The following is a 21,237-nucleotide window of genomic DNA, read 5'->3' as shown; positions in this document are numbered from 1 at the left end:
ACTTTTTATGAAAATTCTGTAACAGATCGGATTAACTATCTGATAAAAGTGTGTCTGATGTCAGACACAGGGGACGTGTCTGCGCCAGTCAGCGAGGAGAAATCAGGTGAAGGCTAAAAAACCGGTTGTGGCCGCAACCATGAAAGACGTTGCTTTACAGGCGAAAGTCTCTACGGCAACCGTATCACGCGCATTAATGAATCCCGAGAAGGTCTCGCAGGCAACGAGAGCTCGCGTTGAGCAGGCCGCACTGGAAGTCGGTTACCTCCCGCAGGTGCAGGGGCGTAACATGAAACGTAATGAATCCCGCACCATTCTGGTCATCGTGCCGGATATCTGCGACCCGTTCTTTAGCGAAGTGATCCGCGGTATCGAAGTCACCGCCGCCTCGCAGGGTTATCTGGTGCTGATAGGCGACTGCGCGCATCAGAATCAGCAGGAAAAAACCTTCATCGATTTAATCATTACCAAGCAGATCGACGGAATGTTGCTGCTGGGTTCACAGTTACCGTTTGATGCCAGCATTGAAGAGCAGCGGAATCTGCCACCGATGGTGATGGCCAACGAATTCGCCCCGGAGCTGGGGCTGCCGACGGTACATATTGACAACCTCACCGCCGCGTTCGATGCCGTAAACTACCTGCACGAACTGGGGCATAAGCGCATTGCGTGTATCGCCGGGCCGGAAGAGATGCCGCTGTGCCACTACCGCTTACAAGGGTACGTACAGGCACTGCGCCGCAGCGGTATCACCGTCGATCCGGCGTATATCACGCGCGGCAATTTTACCTACGAAGCAGGCGCGAAAGCGCTTGAGCAGCTTCTGGCGTTGCCGCAACCGCCGACCGCGGTCTTCTGCCATAGCGACATTATGGCACTTGGCGCGCTCTCCTGCGCCAAACGTCACGGTCTGAAAATTCCGGACGACCTGTCGATTATCGGCTTTGATAATATCTCGCTCGCGGAGTTCTGCGACCCGCCGCTCACCACCGTTTCCCAGCCACGTTTCGACATTGGCCGCGAAGCGATGCTGCTGTTACTGAATCAGCTCAGTGGACAATATGTCGACAGCGGTTCGCGTTTGCTGGACTGTGAACTGGTGATTCGCGGCAGCACTCAAAAAATATGACATAAAAGTGTGGGGCTTTAGGACTTGCTTGTCTGGTCAAAGCCTCGTCGCTTAAGTAACATGTCGGGTTCACGAACGAATAAATACAGCGAAACGATAGTGGCACAACGAGATTATGTACGCCGCAGCCAACAGGCTCCTTCGCGGCGCAAAAAGAGCACCTCACGGAGTTCGCGGAAAAATCAAAGTAGCTTCCCGGCGGTATCACCGGCGATGGTGGCCATTGCCGCCGCGGTGGTGGTCGCCTTTATCGGTGGTTTGTACTTTATTACCCATCATAAAAAAGAAGATTCTGAAACGCTGCAAAGCCGTCAGATGACAGGGAATGGTCTACCGCCGAAACCGGAAGAGCGCTGGCGCTACATTAAAGAACTGGAAAGCCGCCAGCCAGGCGTGCGTGCGCCAACGGAACCGTCTGCGGGCGGGGAAGTCATGAATCCGAATCAGTTGACCGACGAACAGCGCCAGTTGCTTGCGCAAATGCAGGCAGATATGCGCCAGCAGCCGACGCAACTGACGGAAGTGCCGTGGAACGAACAAACGCCGGAACAGCGTCAGCAAACGCTGCAACGTCAGCGTTTAGCGCAGCAGGCTCAGCAAGCGCAACAGCAGCAGCAATGGGCACAACCGCAGCCTGTGCAGCAGCCGCGTGCGCAGCAACAAACACAACAACCTGCGCGCCAGGCACAAACCACACAGCAGCCGCCGCGTCAGACGCAGCAGCCGAAAGCGGCCGCCGCTAATCAGCAGCCGTATCAGGATCTGCTACAAACGCCTGCGCACACCACGACGTCAGCGCCTAAACAGCAGGCCGCCGCGCCGGTAACGCGTGAAACCACGCCACCTAAGGCAACCGAGAAAAAAGACGAGCGCCGCTGGATGGTACAGTGTGGTTCGTTTAAAGGTGCAGAGCAGGCCGAAACCGTGCGTGCACAGCTGGCATTTGAAGGGTTTGATTCACGCATCACCACCAACAACGGCTGGAACCGCGTCGTCATCGGGCCTATCAAAGGTAAAGATAATGCCGACGGCACCCTCAACCGCCTGAAAATGGCCGGTCACGGAAACTGCATAAGACTCGCTTCCGGGGGTTGAAACCCCCGAAATACCCCCCATCTATAATGACATTCTGCCCCGCAAAGCTTGCGGGGCCCCTATTCCGTATTTGCAACAAGGGGTCTGCTCGTGACAACAATAGTAAGTGTTCGCCGTAACGGCCACGTCGTAATCGCCGGTGATGGACAGGCTACGCTTGGCAATACCGTGATGAAAGGCAACGTGAAGAAAGTCCGTCGCCTGTACAACGACAAAGTGATTGCCGGTTTTGCTGGCGGCACCGCTGATGCCTTCACCCTGTTCGAGCTGTTCGAACGTAAGCTTGAGATGCACCAGGGCCACCTGGTGAAAGCCGCCGTTGAGCTGGCGAAAGACTGGCGTACCGACCGTATGCTGCGCAAGCTGGAAGCCCTGCTTGCCGTCGCGGATGAAACCGCATCCCTCATCATTACCGGGAACGGCGACGTCGTTCAGCCGGAAAATGACCTGATTGCTATCGGTTCTGGCGGCCCATACGCCCAGGCCGCAGCCCGTGCCCTGCTGGAAAACACTGAATTGGGCGCGCGCGATATTGCTGAGAAAGCGTTGGATATTGCAGGTGATATCTGCATCTACACCAACCACTTCCACACCATTGAAGAATTACCGTCTAAAGCGTAAGGATTGACCATGTCTGAAATGACCCCACGCGAAATTGTCAGCGAACTGAACAAACACATTATTGGTCAGGACGCGGCCAAACGCTCCGTTGCGATCGCCTTACGTAACCGCTGGCGTCGTATGCAGCTTGATGAAGAGCTGCGTCACGAAGTGACCCCAAAAAACATTCTGATGATCGGCCCGACCGGTGTCGGTAAAACCGAAATCGCCCGTCGCCTGGCCAAGCTGGCTAACGCGCCGTTCATCAAAGTTGAAGCGACCAAGTTCACCGAAGTGGGCTATGTGGGTAAAGAAGTGGATTCCATCATCCGCGATCTGACCGATTCCGCCATCAAAATGGTGCGCGTGCAGTCCATCGAGAAAAACCGCTACCGCGCGGAAGAGATGGCGGAAGAGCGTATCCTCGACGTGCTGATCCCACCGGCCAAAAATAACTGGGGCCAGGCGGAGCAGCAGGCTGAACCGTCTGCCGCGCGTCAGGCATTCCGCAAGAAACTGCGTGAAGGCCAACTGGACGACAAAGAGATTGAGATCGATCTTGCTGCCGCACCGATGGGCGTTGAAATCATGGCGCCTCCGGGAATGGAAGAGATGACCAGCCAGTTGCAGTCCATGTTCCAGAATCTGGGCGGGCAGAAACAGAAACCGCGTAAGCTGAAAATCAAAGATGCGATGAAGCTGTTGATTGAAGAAGAAGCGGCGAAACTGGTGAACCCGGAAGAGCTGAAACAGGACGCCATCGACGCGGTTGAACAGCACGGTATCGTGTTCATCGACGAAATCGACAAAATCTGTAAACGCGGCGAATCCTCCGGCCCGGACGTTTCCCGTGAAGGCGTACAGCGTGACCTGCTGCCGCTGGTTGAAGGCTGCACCGTGTCCACCAAGCACGGTATGGTGAAAACCGATCACATTCTGTTTATCGCCTCTGGTGCATTCCAGGTGGCAAAACCGTCTGACCTGATCCCGGAACTGCAGGGTCGTCTGCCGATTCGCGTTGAGCTGCAGGCGCTGACCACCAGCGACTTCGAACGCATCCTGACCGAACCGAATGCGTCCGTTACCGTTCAGTATAAAGCGCTGATGGCGACCGAAGGCGTGAACATTGAGTTTACCGAATCCGGTATTAAGCGAATTGCCGAAGCCGCGTGGCAGGTCAACGAAACCACCGAGAACATCGGTGCGCGTCGTCTGCACACGGTTCTGGAGCGTTTAATGGAAGATATTTCCTATGACGCCAGTGATTTAAATGGTCAAAGCATCACAATTGATGCGGAATACGTGAGCAAACACCTGGATGCGCTGGTTGCAGATGAAGATCTGAGCCGTTTTATCCTATAATCGCGTTCAATGCATTTTCATCACTGTTGATGGGGCTGAAAAGCCCCATTTTTATTGGCAAAAAATCACTATGACTGAAATCAGCCGCACCCAGGCCTGGCTTGAAAGCCTGCGCCCTAAAACGTTACCTCTGGCCTTCGCCTCTATTCTTGTGGGCATTACGCTCGCCTGGTGGCAAGGGCACTTCGATGCAACTGTGGCGGTGCTGTCGCTGGTTACTGCGGGCCTGCTGCAAATCCTCTCCAACCTCGCGAACGACTATGGCGATGCGGTGAAGGGCAGCGATAAACCCGATCGCATTGGGCCGCTGCGCGGCATGCAAAAAGGTGCCATCACCCAGCCGCAAATGAAACGCGCGCTGATGATTACCGTCGCGCTCATTTGTCTTTCTGGTCTGGGGCTGCTGTTTGCGGCGTACCAAAACATCGGCGACTTTATCGGTTTTCTGGTGCTGGGGTTGCTCTCCATTGTCGCCGCAATCACCTATACCGTAGGCACTCGTCCGTACGGATATATCGGTTTGGGTGATATTTCTGTTCTTATTTTCTTCGGCTGGCTGAGCGTTATCGGCAGTTGGTATTTACAGGCGCATATGCTGAGCATCACGCTCATCCTTCCTGCTACGGCGTGCGGGCTGCTGGCAACGGCAGTATTGAATATCAATAATCTGCGCGATATCGACAGCGATCGTGAAAACGGCAAAAACACCCTTGCGGTACGTTTAGGCCCGGTTGGCGCGCGTCGCTATCACGCCTGCCTGCTTGGCGGCACGCTGGTGTGCCTGGCGCTGTTTAACCTGATTTCGCTGCAAAGCGTGTGGGGCTGGCTGTTTATTCTCGCCACGCCGTTGCTGTTCAAACAGGCGCGCTACGTGATGACGCAGCGTGAACCTGTCGCGATGCGGCCGATGCTTGAACGTACGGTCAAAGGCGCGCTGCTCACTAACGTCCTGTTTATCGTTGGGATTATCCTGAGTAAGGCGCTGGCTTAACTGACAAATATCAATTAACAATTGATGATTTTGCCAACAGTGCACAGAGCGCGATATACTGAAAACACTCGCAGCAACTGAGTGTTAATCCTATGAAATACGATACTTCCGAGCTTTGCGACATCTATCAGGAAGATGTCAACGTCGTGGAACCCCTGTTCTCCAACTTTGGCGGGCGGTTGTCGTTTGGTGGGCAAATCACCACCGTGAAATGTTTCGAGGATAACGGGTTGCTGTATGATCTGCTCGAACAGAATGGCCGTGGCCGCATTCTGCTGATTGACGGCGGCGGCTCTGTACGTCGCGCGCTGATCGATGCGGAACTGGCGCGTATCGCCACCCAGAACGAATGGGAAGGCATTGTGGTTTATGGAGCCGTGCGTCAGGTCGATGACCTTGAAGAGCTGGATATCGGCATTCAGGCCATTGCCGCCATTCCGGTTGGCGCCGCTGGCGAAGGCATTGGCGAAAGCGATGTGCGCGTCAATTTCGGCGGCGTGACGTTCTTCTCCGGCGACCATCTCTATGCTGATAACACCGGCATTATCCTTTCTGAAGATCCGCTGGATATCGAGTAAATAATTCATACAAAATAAAGGGGATATATTTCCCCTTTATTATTTCCAAAAACAAAAACCTCGTTGCATAACTCATTCTGTCTCATATATGAGATAAACGCCCTATTAATACTAACTAACTTCAATACTCATCGAACGATTTAATAATATTGCGTTATAGCTCAAGTTTTATACCTTGACGATCCCCCCTTCGCGTGCGATTTTCCTTATATCAAATAATAAACTGAGTTTCATATTTGAAACAAAACCATAAATATTAATTTTCCGTTTCACTGGCGAAACGCCATCAATTAATTTTCGCTGATTTTTATCCGCGGCGGCGATCTATTGCTTATTGAATATGACATGAGAGGTGAGCTATGCGTAAACAATTTTTCGCGATGCTGCTGGGCGCATGTACCACCGCGTCCGCACTGGCGGAAGGCGGTAAGCCCTTCCCGCATATGGGCTGGCGCAGCGCGGACAGCAGCGCCGGGCTGGATATTGGCGGGGCGTTGCGGGCTAATTATCGCTATGAAGACTGGAAAGGCAGTAATTATCGTGACCCGCCGCATCTGCGTTTTGATACATTCCGTATCGACAGCAGCGGTTTTTATAATAACTATTTCTTTGATGCCGGATTCTGGTTCCAGGATCACCATAAATATGCGGTTGACCGCGCCTATGTGGGGTATCGATTTGATCAGAATAATAGCGTACAGCTTGGCATTCCCGGCAAGCCTTTTGGCCTGGAGCCCTATCCACAATTTGGCTGGTCATACGGCATTCCCTTTTATTTAGGTTTTGGAGTCAATGCGGGTAGCGGGGTTAATTACCAATATCACGATAATAACTGGTCGCTGGATGTGGCTTATTTCCCGTGGATGGAGCCTGAGAACCTGCGCTATGCGCCAGATGTCGGGGATTATGATCGCTTAAAAAATACTAATTATCCCAGCCAGCATCAGCAGCGCAATGAAAAACGCGATCAGGTGAACGTGCGGCTGGCGCGAACATTTCACGGCGGCGACTGGAACAATGAGCTGGGGGGTTCGCTGGCGCTGGCGCGATTACACAATCGCGAGACCGATGATGATGGCACTTTCTGGGCGGCAGGCCTGCACGGAACTGTGCAGAACGGGCCGTGGCAGCTCTCCTCGCAGGTGATCCGTTACCAATACGATCCGAAAAACCCGGCGGGCGTAAGCGATGATACTATTTTGATGGGCGGCAACGGCCTGACGCCGTCGTATTTAATCCCGGCAAAAGCCACCACCGCGTCGCTCAACGTGGCCCGTGATGTGGATGTCAAATGGGGTGCGGTATCAAAACTACGGTTCTATAACGATTACAGTGTGTTATGGAAAGACAAAAGCGACTGGAGCGATTCCCAGATGAACACCGTCGGGGTCCAGGTCTTCGCGCTACCGGTGATGTTCTGGGTCGATCTGAGCTGGGCGAAAAATGTTAACCCGTGGGGCGGCGCGCTTAACGCCACGGGCTGGACCAGCACGCAGTCGGAAGGCAGCGGAAAATGGTATTTCCGCACCAACGTCAACATCGGCTATTATTTTTGATGACCGACTTCCCGCGCGTTTACGCGCGGGAAGCGCCTGAAAACTATCCAATCGGTGCGGTTTAAGCCAAACGGTAAAATAAGTACTATCTTCCATTCACCCAATCAATATATAGATGAAATACCTGCACTTTAATAATTAGCATCATAAATAATTCAACTTGAATCACTGGTTCAGCATAAATGCCCACAAAAAGAAAGCAAACGTTTGCGTTTAGATCTGGATCACACCCCTTCCGATGATGATAATCGCAGCCCTGTGCGAAACCGCCCATACGTTTAGTACGTCTATCCGGGGTCTCTCCACCCGCGAGTGTGGCGAACTACGGGGGGCGATACTCGCACACTTTTCTTTTTTTATCTCTGTTTACAAGGTATTAGCATGAAGATGTGTCGGGCAGCAGGTGCAGTTAAACCATCACGATTAACCGGTGGTCTCACCGCCCTGGTCACGCTTGCAGCCCTGGCGCTTCCCGCCAGCGCGGAAGCGGCTCTCTCCTTTAAGTCCGACAGCGAGTGTTTCGACGCCGACGGTAACGTCAGTAGTCTGAGCGATGTATTCAGTTGCGGCAAAGTTAGCGGCAGCGTACGGTCTCTTTACTACACCACCCACAACGCCTACTTCGCCAAAGGTTTTAACCAGGACACCATCAGCTACGGCGGCTTCCTGAAGTACGAAACCGCGCCAATGTACGGCTTCAACGTGGGGGTCAGCGGTCTGTTCCTGCGCGGGATTAACCATCCGCCGGAAGAACGCGTGATTAGCGACATCGGTGAAAACCAGACCAATATTGGCGAAGCGTATCTCAACTGGCGCTATGGCGATTTCCGCATCACCGGCGGCAACCAGCGTCTGGATCTGCCGTTTGTCGGCGACTATGACTGGCGTATTACCCCGATTCTTTATCAGGCGCTGGATATGCAGTACGGCAGCGGCGACGATTTCCTGCGCGCGACCAAAATCTGGCGTTATAAGGGCTGGGGCAGCGATCAGGTCAAACGCACCACCGCGTACACCGAAGTCACCGAAGAGACCGATGGCATGTGGGCTGTTGGCGCGGGTCGCCACATGATGTGGGATGACAAAAAGCTGACCGGCCAGATGTGGTACGAAAGCTACGCCGATTTCTCCAACATCTTCTACACCGAAGGTCATCTCCAGTGGCGGCAGGCGCTGTTCACGCCGGATGTGGCGCTGCAATACATTCGTGGCACCAGCGAAGGCAAAGCGCTGGCGGGCGAGGTGGATAACCGCTCTTACGGCGCGCAACTGTCGCTGAACTTCACGCCAGCGCTCTCATGGGCGGCAGGTTACGACCATATCGCCTCCAGCGGCAACAGCTACGGCTATGGTTCACTGGTAACGCCGTATGCGCATAACAGTTCATCGGGCCCGTATTTCGCGCAACCGTACTTCACCAGTACCCAGGATCTGGGCAGCGGCGATGCGTATGCCACGAACGTAAACTGGAATGCGAACGAGAACCTGACGCTGGGCGCACGCTATTCGTGGATGGATTTGACGCCGACGGTGAATACCGGCAGCCTGCGCCAGTCCGAGTATCTGGTTTACTTCATCTGGAACTTCCAGGGTGCGCTGAAAGGCCTCAGCCTGAGCGATTTTGTCGGCGTGCAGACTTCTCCGCTGTATGAGAAAGACTTCTGGCAGAACCGTCTGACGTTGCAGTACGACTTCTGATATTACGCCGGATGCGCTTCGCTTATCCGGCCTACCCGACTTTCCCCCCTCACCCTAACCCTCTCCCTCAAGGGAGAGGGAACCGATGGTGCCAAAGGTTAGGTGTCTGCGGTTTTCTCCCTCTCCCTGTGGGAGAGGGCCGGGGTGAGGGCATCAGTGCGCACCTCCCTCCCATTCCTTTTTCGCATCCCTTCCATTGACGAGATTCACTTTACGAATATTCATCAAGGGTATAACCTGCCCTTAGCACATTTGTATGACAAATAGATTCTCGCTCAGGCGCACAAACGATGAACAAAAAACTAATCATGCCCGATGGCGGCAATCAGTGGTATCGCATCTGCCGTGACTTACTGCAACGCGCAGATATTGAAATCAACGGCAAACGTCCTTTCGACATTCAGGTCAAAAACAAACACTTCTACAAACGCGTTCTTCAACAGGGCTCTCTCGGCCTGGGCGAGAGCTATATGGACGGCTGGTGGGAGTGTGAACAGCTCGATGAGTTTATCTCCCGCCTGCTGAAAATTGATATTGAGTCGCAGATTAAACACAACCTGAAAGATTTGATGCACGTGGTGAGCGCGAAGATCATCAACCTGCAATCGAAAAAACGGGCGTGGATTGTCGGGAAAGAACATTACGACCTCGGCAACGACCTCTTCACCCTGATGCTCGACCCGTACATGCAGTACTCCTGCGGCTACTGGCGTGACGCCAGCAATCTGCTTGAAGCACAGCAAAACAAGCTGGAGCTTATCTGCCGCAAACTCAATCTGCAAAAAGGCATGACCCTGCTGGATATCGGCTGCGGCTGGGGCGGGCTGGCGGCTTATGCGGCGGAAAACTACGGCGTGAAAGTCACAGGCGTCACCATCTCTGCTGAGCAACAGAAACTTGCCCAGCAGCGCTGTGAAGGACTGGACGTGGAGATCCTGTTGCAGGACTATCGCGACCTCGACAGCAAATTTGACCGCATTGTCTCGGTGGGGATGTTTGAGCACGTCGGGCCGAAAAACTATAAAACCTACTTCACCGTGGCCAATAAAAATCTGGCGGAAGACGGCATCTTCCTGCTCCACACCATCGGTTCCAATCAAAGCGACCTGAACGTCGACCCGTGGATCGATAAATACATCTTCCCGAACGGTTGCCTGCCGTCGGTTTCACAACTTTCTTCCGCCTGTGAGCCCTTCTTTGTGATTGAAGACCTGCATAATTTTGGCTCTGACTACGATAAAACCCTGATGGCCTGGGAACAGCGATTCCAGGATTCATGGGGCCAATTAGACGATGTCTATTCAGCACGTTTTAAACGGATGTTCACCTACTATCTGAAAGCCTGCGCCGGTGCTTTCAGGGCCAGAAATATTCAGCTCTGGCAGGTGGTTCTGACGCACGGAGTACCGGGAGGAATGAACGTCCCACGGTAATATGGGGCGCCTCTGCCCCTACACGATGTGAGCAAGGAAAAGAAAATGGAAAACGAAGCAGTATTAAAACAACAAAAACATGAAGCCCATATGTTGGCATTTTGCTGGACGGTTGCCATTGTCGGCTTTGTCTTTATTCTAAGCCTGGCCGTTAAGTTCTGGTAACGCGCAGTGCCGGGCCTGCATGATGCGAGACCCGGCAGCCTGTTTTACTTCGCTTGCGGATAATCGATATATCCCGCTTTTCCGCCGCCAAAGAACTGCTCTTTCACTGGCTGGTTCAGGGGCAGATCGTTCTGTAAACGATACGGCAAGTCTGGATTAGCGATAAACGGACGACCAAAGCCGATCAAATCCGCCCAGCCGTTTTGCAGCGCCTCTTCCGCACGCGCTTTGGTGTATTTACCGGAGTAAATCAGCGTACCACGGAATATCAGACGCAGCGCTTCTTTAAAAGCCGCTGGCATCACCGGCGCATCTTCCCAGTCTGCTTCGGCAATATGAATATAGGCAATGCCGAGATCGTTCAGCACGCTGGCGGCAGCCAGATAGGTCGCTTCCGGCGTATCATCGCGAGAACCCATCAGGGTGGTCAATGGCGCCAGACGAATACCGACGCGCTCTTTACCAATCGCGTTCGACACGGCGGTGACCACCTCTTTCATAAAGCGCAGACGATTTTGCAGCGTACCGCCGTATTCGTCATCGCGCAGGTTAGCCTGCGAATCAATAAACTGGTTAATAAGATAACCGTTCGCGCCATGCAGTTCGATACCGTCAAAACCTGCGGCAATCGCGTTACGCGCGGCCTGTGCATAGTCATTGACGATAGCGGGGATCTCTTCAAGAGTCAGAGCACGCGGCATCGTATGTTGCAGCATCTCGCCTACGCCACTCTCCGGGCCGCCGCCTTTCACATCCACAAACACCTTCACGCCTTCCGCCTGAATAGCTGAAGAGGAAACCGGTGCGCCGTGGCCCGGCTGAAGCGTGGTATGCGACACACGGCCAACGTGCCACAGCTGCGCGAAAATTTTGCCGCCTGCCTGATGTACGGCATCAGTGACTTTTTTCCAGCCTGCAATCTGTGATTCAGTGTACATTCCCGGCGTCCAGGCATAACCCTGGCCCTGCTGGCTTATCTGCGTGCCTTCGCTAATGATCAGCCCGGCGCTGGCGCGCTGAGCGTAATACTCCGCCATCATATCAGTGGCGACATCGCCCGCCCCGGCACGTGAGCGGGTCATCGGTGGCATAACAATTCGGTTTTTCAGCGCGACGGCATTCAGTGCATAGCTTTCAAATAACATCATCATCTCCTGGTGAGGGTAATAAACAGGCGGTTCTCATGTTTTTTTGGAAAACCGTCTTGCCGCACGCTTATTTGTAGAGTTCAGCGCTCATGGTGACGCGGTTGCCCATGTGGGCGCTGGTGATTTTGTACTGAGAGGCATTCATCTCTTTCGCTTTCTGCGCAATCGCCGCTTCCGCAGAGTCGAGGGTCGTAGCGGTTGCCGTGACGCTTTGTGCGGATGCGCCAAAGGCAATAACGGAGAGGAGAGAAGCAGCTGCAATCTGAGTGAGGGTTTTCATAATAGGTATCCTGTGTTCGGCATATAACGTTGCGTTCGGCAACTCGATGGCGACAAGAATACGGCGGTGTGAAAGCGGGATAAACGGTGATTAGGGCAAATGACTATTGCGTTTTTGTTCATAAACGCCAGAAATTGCCCCATAGAGAACAAAAATTCGCGGCAACATCAGCCCTTGCGGTCCGGGCCAATCCCTTGCTGCATCACGGCCAGGGCATTATTCACGATGATGTCCGTCGTCAGCAGAGCCAGGCGTTCATCGTTACGCATGCGCGAAAAAGGCACTAACACCAAACTTAATAAAGACGTAAACAGTAATTCCGCTGTCAGATGTGGGTTTATTTTCCCTTCCTGCTGCCAGCGTTTCACGGAGGCCAGCGTCTGCTGATAACGATCCTCGCCAAAACGCGCGTTAAGATGCTGGCGCAGCACCGGCATTTCACCAATCACCTCCTGCATCCACAATGGCGCAAACCATTCGTAGCGTGCGGCAAGCTCCGCGAGGGTCTTAACCATTTCAGTCAATGCGGTAACCGGATCATCAGGATGCGCGGCAAAAATCGCCGTGATCTCACTACGCAGCGGCAAGAAACGCTCTTCAATCACCACATCCAGCAATTGTTCTCGCGAATTGAAATAGTAATGCAGCATGGCGGGCGTCACGCCAGCCTCGCGGGCGATCGCATTCAATGATGTATGGCCGATGCCCTGCTGCGAAAAGAGCCGCAGCGCAATATCAAGCAGATGCTCGCGGTTATCGCCGCTCGGTTTACTGCCACGTGGGCGGCCCGGCTTACGTACTTTTAGGCTTTTTCCGTTGTCTTTTTGTGCCGTCATAAATAGGTGATCTCTTGACCGGTGGAGCATCTTCCATAAATATTAATTATACAGTTAATTAATTTCAAGTGAGCACACTATGGAGTCCGATACCGTGACTCAACAAACGTCATCATCACAAGCGGGCGCGCCTTCTATCCGCCTGCTGTTCAGCGCATTGCTGCTGGTGATGCTGCTCTCCGCGCTCGATCAGACGATTGTTTCGACCGCGCTGCCAACCATTGTTGGCGAGCTGGGCGGGCTGGATAAACTCTCCTGGGTCGTCACGGCGTACATTCTGACCTCCACAATAGTGGTGCCATTGTACGGAAAATTTGGCGATCTGTTTGGCCGTAAGCGGGTTCTCCAGATTGCTATCGTGCTGTTTCTGGTCGGTTCCGCACTGTGTGGTTTAGCGCAGAATATGACGCAACTGGTTCTGATGCGCGCCCTTCAGGGGCTTGGCGGCGGCGGGCTGATGGTGATCAGCATGGCAGCGGTAGCGGATGTCATTCCCCCCGCCGAACGCGGACGTTATCAGGGTTTATTTGGCGGCGTGTTCGGCCTGGCGACGGTGATTGGCCCACTGATTGGCGGTTTTATCGTTCAGCACGCGTCATGGCGCTGGATTTTCTACATCAACATCCCGTTGGGGCTGTTCGCCCTATTGGTGATCGGCGCGGTATTCCACGCCAACACCAAACGCAACCAGCATGAGATTGACTGGCTGGGCGCGATTTATCTGACCATGGCGTTGGTATGCATCATTTTATTCACCACCGAAGGCGGCACGGTTCGCCCGTGGAGCGACCCGCAGCTATGGTGCATTCTCGCCTTTGGTCTGGTGGGCATTGCCGGGTTTATCTATGAAGAGCGGCTGGCGTGGGAGCCAATTATTCCCCTTTCGCTATTCCGCAACCGCAGCTTCCTGCTGTGCAGCTTGATTGGCTTTATCATCGGCATGTCGCTGTTTGGCTCGGTGACGTTCCTGCCGCTCTATTTGCAGGTGGTCAAAGAGGCGACGCCGACGCAGGCGGGCTTGCAGTTGATTCCGCTGATGGGCGGGCTGCTGCTGACCTCCATCATTAGCGGGCGCATTATCAGCCGCACCGGGAAGTATCGCCTGTTCCCGATCCTCGGCACGCTGCTGGGCACGTTGGGCATGGTATTGCTGACGCGCATTACCATTACCTCCCCGACCTGGCATCTTTATCTTTTTACCGGCGTGCTGGGGATGGGGTTAGGGCTGGTGATGCAGGTGCTGGTGCTGGCGGTACAGAACACCGTCGCGCCGAATCTGTACGGCGTAGCCACTTCCGGCGTGACGCTGTTCCGCTCGATTGGCGGCTCCATTGGCGTGGCGCTGTTTGGCGCGGTGTTTACCTCCGTATTGCAGTCAAACCTGACGCGTCTGCTGCCGGAAGGTGCGGAAGTGCCGCGCAATATGAACCCGGCCACCATCCATCATCTTCCCGATGCGGTGCGCACGGATTATCTGGATGCCTTCGGCTCGGCCATCCACGCGGCATTTATTATGGCAGCGTGCATTATGGTGCTGGCGTTTGTGCTGTCGTGGTTACTGAAGGAAGCGCCGTTGAAAACACGGCATGAGTAGTGTGCGCCCTCATCCCGGCCCTCTCCCACAGGGAGAGGGAGAAAACCAGCACAGAACATTAACACGCATGCGTTCGGTTCCCTCTCCTGTGGGAGAGGGTTAGGGTGAGGGCAACTCCCGCACCCAATTAATATTCTTATGATGCCCTATCTATGTAATAACTTTTTTAATTACATAAACCCTATTTCCTCCATTATTTTTATTCTTACCCCCGTTAAATTCACAAAATCTCCTTTTTTCCTCCATTATTTTTTGTACGAAACAGACAGAAAAAAAACAGTGCCAGAAAATACTTTCCATTGGTCATTATCGACGTATAATGAGCCAAAATGAGAACGATCGTTCTCATTGTTTCAAAACGTGGAGAAATGCATGACCAGCAAACTGGAAGCCCGACAGAAAGCACGGCAAGACGACATCATTGCCGCCGCACGCCGCTGCTTTCGCAACAGTGGTTTCCACGCGGCCAGCATGTCGCAAATCGCCACGGAAGCGAAGCTCAGTGTCGGGCAAATCTACCGCTACTTCGCCAATAAAGACGCCATTATTGAAGAACTTATCCGCCGCATCATCGACTACCGCATTGCCGAGATGGAAGGGAAAACGCACACCACCCTGATCCCGCATCTGCTCGCCTACCGCGTCACGCTGAGCGAAGATGACGATGCGTTAATGCTGGAAATGTCTGCTGAAGCCACGCGCAATCCGCAGGTCGCCGTCTGGCTTGCCGAAGCGGACGAACGCATGTTCAACAATGCCTGCGCCAATCTGCAAAAACAGCATCCTCATCTCAGTGCCGAGCGTGTGCGCTGCTGTGTTGAATTGATTGCCGTGATGATGGAAGGCTCAATTTATCGTCGGTTAACACCACAAAAAGTTGACCCGAAACCGTTAGAAAAAATCTATCAGGAAATTATAAATATGCTTATCACTGCTAAGTAATTTAATCCTGTAATTAGCGGGGAAATTAACTTCCCCTTTTTTATCATTTCCGGGTAACCGGCGATGCGGATTCGTTCACCCTTAAATCCTCGCAATCTATTTGCGAGGAGGACGTCATTCACCTTGAGAAAAAAGATGAAATACATCACAACCACACTTGCCGCATTATTTCTCCTGAGCGGATGCGATAATGCGCAAACATCAGCGCCTCAGCTTCCGGAGCAGGAAGTCGGTGTCGTCACATTAAAAAGCCAACCCGTTTCGGTGGTCAGCGAGCTGACCGGGCGTACTGCCGCTGCAATGAGCGCCGAAGTGCGTCCGCAGGTCACCGGCATCATCCAGAAACGGCTTTTTAATGAAGGCGATAACGTTAAAGCCGGGCAGGCGCTATATCAGATTGAGCCCGACAGTTTCCGCGCCGCGTACAACGAAGCCGCCGCCGCGCTGAAACAGGCGCAGGCGCTGGTGACCGCGGATTGCTCAAAAGCGCAACGTTATGCGCAACTGGTGAAAGAGAACGGTGTGTCGCGCCAGGATGCGGACGACTCGGGATCAACCTGCGCGCAGGACAAAGCCAGCGTTGAGTCGAAAAAAGCGGCGCTGGAGAGCGCACGTATCAATCTGAACTGGACCACCATTACCGCGCCGATTGCCGGGCGTATTGGTATTTCTTCCGTGACGCCGGGCGCGCTGGTCTCTGCCGAGCAAACCACCGCACTGGCGACCATTCGCGGCCTCGACACCATGTACGTTGACCTCACCCGCTCAAGCGTCGATCTTCTGCGCCTGCGCAAACAATCACTTGCCACCAACAGCGACACCATGAATGTGGCGCTGATTCTGGAAGATGGCTCAACCTACAGTGAGAAAGGCCGTCTGGCGCTGACCGAAGTGGCAGTCGATGAGTCGACCGGTTCTGTCACTCTGCGCGCTGTATTCCCGAACCCGAAACAGCAGCTTCTGCCCGGGATGTTTGTCCGCGCCAAAGTGGATGAAGGCATCATGAACGATGCGATCCTCGCTCCGCAGCAGGGCGTTACCCGCGATGCGAAGGGCGTAGCCACAGCTCTTGTGGTCAGCGCGGATAACAAAGTGGAACAACGTGAGCTGGAAACCGGCGACACCTATGGCGATAAATGGCTGGTGTTAGACGGCCTGAAAGCGGGCGATAAATTGATTGTCGAAGGCTCCGCAAAAGTGACGTCCGGACAGCAGGTAAAACCCGTTGAAGTGAAAACTAACGGAGGAAACGCCTGATGTTTTCCAGCTTCTTCGTGCGTCGCCCGGTCTTTGCCTGGGTTATCGCTATTCTGATTATGCTGGCGGGGATGCTGGCTATCAAAACGCTGCCGATCGCGCAGTACCCGGACGTTGCGCCGCCGTCGATTAAAATCTCTGCCACCTATACCGGTGCATCGGCACAAACGCTGGAGAACAGCGTGACCCAGGTTATCGAACAGCAACTTACCGGGCTGGATAACCTGCTTTATTTCACCTCCACCAGCAGTTCCGATGGCTCGGTAAGCATTAACGTGACTTTCGAGCAGGGAACCGACCCGGATACCGCACAAGTTCAGGTACAGAACAAAGTGCAGCAGGCGGAATCACGCCTGCCAAGCGAGGTTCAGCAGGCGGGCGTAACGGTGGTGAAATCCCAGAGCAACTTCCTGCTCATTATGGGTGTTTACGATAAAACCGATAAAGCCAGCAGCTCGGATATCGCCGACTGGCTGGTGAGCAATATGCAGGACCCGATGGCCCGTCTCAACGGCGTGGGTAGCCTGCAGGTGTTCGGTGCGGAATACGCGATGCGCATCTGGATGGACCCGGCGAAACTGGCGTCCTACTCCCTGATGCCATCGGATGTGCAGACGGCGATTGAAGCGCAGAACGTGCAGGTTTCCGCCGGTAAAATCGGTGCATTACCGTCACCGGATACGCAGCAACTGACCGCCACCGTGCGCGCGCAGTCGCGCCTGCAAACGGTCGATCAGTTCAAAGATATCATCGTCAAAAGCCAGTCTAACGGCGCAGTGGTGCGCATCGGCGACGTGGCGCGCGTGGAAATGGGCAGTGAGGACTACACCGCCGTTGCCAAACTGAACGGTCACCCGGCAGCCGGGATGGCGGTGATGCTGGCGCCGGGCGCAAACGCCCTGAGTACCGCCACGCTGGTGAAAGAGAAAATCAACGAGTACAAGCGCAATATGCCGCAGGGCTATGACGTTGCGTACCCGAAAGACAGCACCGAGTTTATTAAAATCTCCGTCGAGGACGTGGTACAAACGCTGTTCGAAGCCATTATCCTCGTGGTCTGCGTGATGTATCTGTTCCTGCAAAACATCCGCGCGACGCTGATTCCGGCGCTGGCAGTGCCCGTCGTTCTGCTCGGTACCTTTGGCGTGCTGGCGCTGTTCGGTTACTCCATCAACACCCTGACGCTGTTTGCGATGGTGCTCGCCATCGGGCTTCTGGTGGATGACGCCATCGTGGTGGTGGAAAACGTCGAGCGAATAATGCGCGACGAAGGGCTCCCCGCCCGCGAAGCCACGGAAAAATCGATGGGTGAAATCTCCGGGGCGCTGGTTGCCATCGCGCTGGTGCTCTCGGCGGTATTCCTGCCAATGGCCTTCTTTGGCGGTTCAACCGGGGTAATTTATCGTCAGTTCTCGGTCACCATTATTTCGGCGATGATGCTCTCGGTGGTGGTGGCGTTGACCCTAACGCCTGCGCTTTGCGGCTCGATTTTGCGTCACACTCCGCCACATAAAAAAGGCTTCTTCGGGGCATTTAACCGCTTCTATGGTTCGACCGAACGCAAATACAAACACAAAGTGCTCAACACGCTAGGCCGCTCCGGGCGGGTGATGGTGGTGTACCTGGTGATTTGTGGCGGCATGGCGCTGGCGATGTGGAAACTGCCTGGCAGCTTCCTGCCTACCGAGGATCAGGGCGAAGTCATGGTGCAGTACACGCTGCCTGCGGGCGCAACCAATTCACGCACCGCTGAAGTGAGTAAGCAGGTCTCCGACTGGTTCCTCAATAACGAGAAAGACAACACCAACGTTATCTTCACCATTAATGGTTTCAGCTTCAGCGGCAGCGGGCAGAACGCCGGGATGGCCTTCGTCTCGCTGAAAAACTGGTCCGAACGTAAGGGTGCGGAAAACACCGCCCAGGCCATTGCTCTGCGCGCCACTCAGCAACTGGGGACGATACGTGATGCAACGCTTTTCGCCATGACACCGCCATCGGTGGATGGTCTGGGCCAGAGTAACGGTTTTACCTTCGAACTGATGGCGAGCGGCGGCACCGATCGCGCGGAACTGCTGAAGATGCGTGAGGAACTGATCGGCAAAGCCAATCAGGACGCTACGCTGCACGCCGTTCGCGCTAACGATATGCCACAAACGCCACAGTTGCAGGTTGATATCGACAACAACAAAGCGGTGTCGCTGGGCCTGTCTTTAAGCGATGTCACCTCGACGCTTTCAAGCGCCTGGGGCGGCACGTATGTGAATGACTTTATCGACCGCGGTCGCGTGAAAAAAGTCTATATCCAGGGCGATAGCGATTCCCGCTCGGCGCCATCCGATCTGGGTAAATGGTTCGTGCGCAGCAGTGATGACAGCATGACGCCGTTCTCCGCTTTCGCCACCACACGCTGGGAATACGGCCCGGAAAGCCTGGTGCGTTACAACGGTGCAGCCGCCTATGAAATTCAGGGCGAAAATGCCACCGGTTCCAGTTCCGGTACGGCGATGACCACCATGGAAACGCTGGCCAACAATCTGCCTGCGGGTTCCACCTGGGCCTGGAGCGGGTTGTCATTGCAGGAAAAACTGGCGAGTGGTCAGGCGCTGAGTCTGTATGCCATCTCCATTCTGGTGGTATTCCTGTGCCTGGCTGCATTGTATGAGAGCTGGTCGGTGCCGATTTCGGTCATCATGGTTATCCCACTCGGCCTGCTGGGTGCAGCGCTGGCGGCATGGATGCGCGGCTTAAGTAACGACGTTTACTTCCAGGTGGCGCTGCTGACCACTATCGGGCTGTCGTCGAAGAACGCCATTTTGATTGTCGAGTTTGCCGAAGCGGCGGTCAACGAGGGCTATTCCCTTTCGCGTGCCGCGCTGCGAGCGGCACAAACGCGTTTGCGCCCGATCATCATGACCTCGCTGGCGTTCGTCGCCGGGGTAACGCCGCTGGCCATTGCCACCGGGGCTGGCGCGAACAGCCGTATTGCCATCGGCACCGGGATTATCGGCGGTACGTTGACCGCAACGCTGCTGGCGATTTTCTTTGTTCCATTATTCTTTGTGCTGGTGAAACGCCTGTTCGCCGGTAAACGCCGTCAGGGGTAAGTTATGTTTCGTCTCTCTGTTTTATTTATTGCCTTCCTGAGCGTCGGCTGTGTGTCACTCGATCCAAACTATCAACGCCCCGACGCGCCCGTCCCGGCAACCCTGCCAGGCACACAAGGGCAGGCGACGGCGGTGATAGGTAACTGGCAGCAGGTAGTGAAAGATGCCCGCCTGAATAAAGTGGTGAGCATGGCACTGAACAGCAACCGCGATGTACAAAAAGCGATTGCCGATATCGACGCCGCGCGGGCTCAGTATGGCGAAACCCGCGCCTCGCTGTTCCCGACGGTGGATGCGGAATTAAACGGCAGCCGTAGCCGTACGCTGGCGAACGGCGTGGCGACCTCGACACAGGCCGATGGCGCGGTATCCAGCTTTGAGCTGGATCTTTTTGGTCGCAACCAGAGTCTTTCCCGCGCCGCGCGGGAAACCTGGCTTGCCAGCGAATACACCGCACAGAACACGCGTCTTACCATGATTTCCGAACTCACCACCGCGTGGGTAACGCTGGCCGCCGATAACAGTAATCTGGCGCTGGCGCAGCAGACGATGAACAGCGCGGCAGATTCGCTGAAGATAGTGAAACGCCAGATGGACGTCGGCACTGCCGCCGCGACGGATGTCAGTTCCGCGATGAGCGTGTATCAGCAGGCGCGCGCCAGCGTTGCCAGTTATCAGACGCTGGTGATGCAGGATAAAAATGCCATCAACCTGCTGGCCGGGCAAACGGTGCCGGATGCCCTGCTGCCGGGCACGCTGGAAAGTTTAGGCGATAACACGATTACGTTGGTGCCTGCGGGCGTTTCCTCCTCCGTGCTACTCAACCGCCCGGATATTCAGGAAGCTGAACATAACCTGCTGAGCGCTAATGCCAATATCGGTGCGGCGCGGGCGAATTTCTTCCCGACAATTTCACTGACGGCGAGCGCGGGCGTAGGCAGCGATTCGCTCTCTTCACTGTTCAGTCATGGCATGAAAGTGTGGTCGTTTGCGCCGTCCATCACCCTGCCACTGTTTACCGGCGGCAGCAACATGGCGCAGCTTCGCTATGCGGAAGCGGAGAAAAAAGGGTTAATTGCGACCTATGAGAAAACGATTCAGAGCGCGTTTAAAGATGTCGCCGATGCGCTTGCGCGTCGCCAGACGTTGAGTGAAGAGCTGGACGCCCAGCGCCAGTATGTTGCCGCCGAACAGCAGACGCTGGATATCGCGATGAAACGTTATCAGGCGGGAAGCAGCGATTACCTGACGGTGCTGACCGCCCAACGTACATTGTGGTCGGCGCAGCAGTCGTTGATTGCGCTGCAACAAACCGAGCTGGATAACCGCATTACGTTGTGGCAGTCGCTGGGGGGTGGGGCCACCCTCACCCCGCCCTCTCCCTGAGGGAGAGGGCGAAAAGCAATACCGTGCACACATTTCCCCTGCAGCCTGAGGGAGAGGGAGAAAAGCAATACCGTGCACAATCG

17 protein-coding genes are annotated in these 21,237 nt (G+C 54.7%); 14 read left to right on the top strand and 3 right to left on the bottom strand.

What is annotated here, in order from left to right; translation table 11 throughout:
* Positions 1-106: 106 nt before the first annotated feature.
* From cytR to cfa, 9 genes are all read left to right on the top strand, one after another.
* Complete coding sequence (cytR, locus tag DBY68_RS12285) at positions 107-1,129, top strand: DNA-binding transcriptional regulator CytR (protein ID WP_108476309.1); 1,023 nt, start codon at positions 107-109, stop codon at positions 1,127-1,129.
* A gap of 99 nt (positions 1,130-1,228) precedes the next feature.
* Positions 1,229-2,224, top strand: coding sequence for a cell division protein FtsN (gene ftsN / locus DBY68_RS12280; RefSeq protein WP_108476308.1), 996 nt, complete (start codon positions 1,229-1,231; stop codon positions 2,222-2,224).
* A 90-nt stretch (positions 2,225-2,314) separates the two neighbouring features.
* The gene (gene hslV / locus DBY68_RS12275; RefSeq protein WP_015966504.1) at positions 2,315-2,845 is read left to right on the top strand and encodes an ATP-dependent protease subunit HslV; all 531 of its coding nucleotides are present in this window, start codon (positions 2,315-2,317) and stop codon (positions 2,843-2,845) included.
* Between the two features lie 9 nt (positions 2,846-2,854).
* Positions 2,855-4,186, top strand: coding sequence for an HslU--HslV peptidase ATPase subunit (gene hslU, locus DBY68_RS12270; protein ID WP_108476307.1), 1,332 nt, complete (start codon positions 2,855-2,857; stop codon positions 4,184-4,186).
* Between the two features lie 70 nt (positions 4,187-4,256).
* Entirely contained in the window at positions 4,257-5,177 is a 921-nt protein-coding gene (menA, locus tag DBY68_RS12265) for a 1,4-dihydroxy-2-naphthoate polyprenyltransferase (RefSeq protein WP_108476306.1), read from the top strand.
* A 92-nt stretch (positions 5,178-5,269) separates the two neighbouring features.
* The gene (rraA, locus tag DBY68_RS12260; protein WP_108476305.1) at positions 5,270-5,755 is read left to right on the top strand and encodes a ribonuclease E activity regulator RraA; all 486 of its coding nucleotides are present in this window, start codon (positions 5,270-5,272) and stop codon (positions 5,753-5,755) included.
* 359 nt (positions 5,756-6,114) lie between these two features.
* Positions 6,115-7,311 (top strand): hypothetical protein, encoded by a 1,197-nt coding sequence (locus DBY68_RS12255; RefSeq protein ID WP_108476304.1) that lies wholly within the window; start codon positions 6,115-6,117, stop codon positions 7,309-7,311.
* Between the two features lie 381 nt (positions 7,312-7,692).
* A complete protein-coding gene (locus DBY68_RS12250; RefSeq protein WP_108476303.1) occupies positions 7,693-9,009 on the top strand; it encodes an OprD family outer membrane porin in 1,317 nt (438 codons plus the stop codon).
* 290 nt (positions 9,010-9,299) lie between these two features.
* Positions 9,300-10,442 (top strand): cyclopropane fatty acyl phospholipid synthase, encoded by a 1,143-nt coding sequence (gene cfa / locus DBY68_RS12245; RefSeq protein ID WP_108476302.1) that lies wholly within the window; start codon positions 9,300-9,302, stop codon positions 10,440-10,442.
* Positions 10,443-10,651: 209 nt separating this feature from the next.
* On the opposite strand, the gene DBY68_RS12240 is transcribed toward cfa, so the two are convergent.
* From DBY68_RS12240 to DBY68_RS12230, 3 genes are all read right to left on the bottom strand, one after another.
* The gene (locus DBY68_RS12240; protein WP_108476301.1) at positions 10,652-11,752 is read right to left on the bottom strand and encodes an alkene reductase; all 1,101 of its coding nucleotides are present in this window, start codon (positions 11,750-11,752) and stop codon (positions 10,652-10,654) included.
* A gap of 70 nt (positions 11,753-11,822) precedes the next feature.
* Positions 11,823-12,035, bottom strand: coding sequence for a DUF1471 domain-containing protein (locus DBY68_RS12235; protein WP_108476300.1), 213 nt, complete (start codon positions 12,033-12,035; stop codon positions 11,823-11,825).
* Positions 12,036-12,202: 167 nt separating this feature from the next.
* Complete coding sequence (locus DBY68_RS12230; RefSeq protein WP_108476299.1) at positions 12,203-12,871, bottom strand: TetR/AcrR family transcriptional regulator; 669 nt, start codon at positions 12,869-12,871, stop codon at positions 12,203-12,205.
* 79 nt (positions 12,872-12,950) lie between these two features.
* Between DBY68_RS12230 and DBY68_RS12225 the strand changes: the two genes are divergently transcribed.
* The 5 genes from DBY68_RS12225 (at position 12,951) to DBY68_RS12205 (ending at position 21,154) form a co-directional block, all read left to right on the top strand.
* Positions 12,951-14,465, top strand: coding sequence for an MDR family MFS transporter (locus DBY68_RS12225; RefSeq protein WP_108476298.1), 1,515 nt, complete (start codon positions 12,951-12,953; stop codon positions 14,463-14,465).
* Positions 14,466-14,837: 372 nt separating this feature from the next.
* Positions 14,838-15,407, top strand: coding sequence for a helix-turn-helix domain-containing protein (locus DBY68_RS12220; RefSeq protein WP_108476297.1), 570 nt, complete (start codon positions 14,838-14,840; stop codon positions 15,405-15,407).
* A gap of 135 nt (positions 15,408-15,542) precedes the next feature.
* The gene (locus DBY68_RS12215) at positions 15,543-16,664 is read left to right on the top strand and encodes an efflux RND transporter periplasmic adaptor subunit (RefSeq protein WP_108476296.1); all 1,122 of its coding nucleotides are present in this window, start codon (positions 15,543-15,545) and stop codon (positions 16,662-16,664) included.
* Complete coding sequence (locus tag DBY68_RS12210; protein ID WP_108476295.1) at positions 16,664-19,768, top strand: efflux RND transporter permease subunit; 3,105 nt, start codon at positions 16,664-16,666, stop codon at positions 19,766-19,768. The genes DBY68_RS12215 and DBY68_RS12210 overlap by 1 nt, the downstream gene beginning before the upstream one ends.
* Positions 19,769-19,771: 3 nt before the next feature.
* Entirely contained in the window at positions 19,772-21,154 is a 1,383-nt protein-coding gene (locus DBY68_RS12205) for a TolC family protein (RefSeq protein ID WP_108476294.1), read from the top strand.
* Positions 21,155-21,237: the final 83 nt, after the last annotated feature.

It is taken from the genome of Pseudocitrobacter sp. RIT415, assembly GCF_003057695.2.
GTDB lineage: Bacteria > Pseudomonadota > Gammaproteobacteria > Enterobacterales > Enterobacteriaceae > Pseudocitrobacter > Pseudocitrobacter faecalis.
The sequence above is the reverse complement of the archived record's forward strand: the minus strand, read 5'-3'. Positions and strand labels throughout refer to the sequence as shown.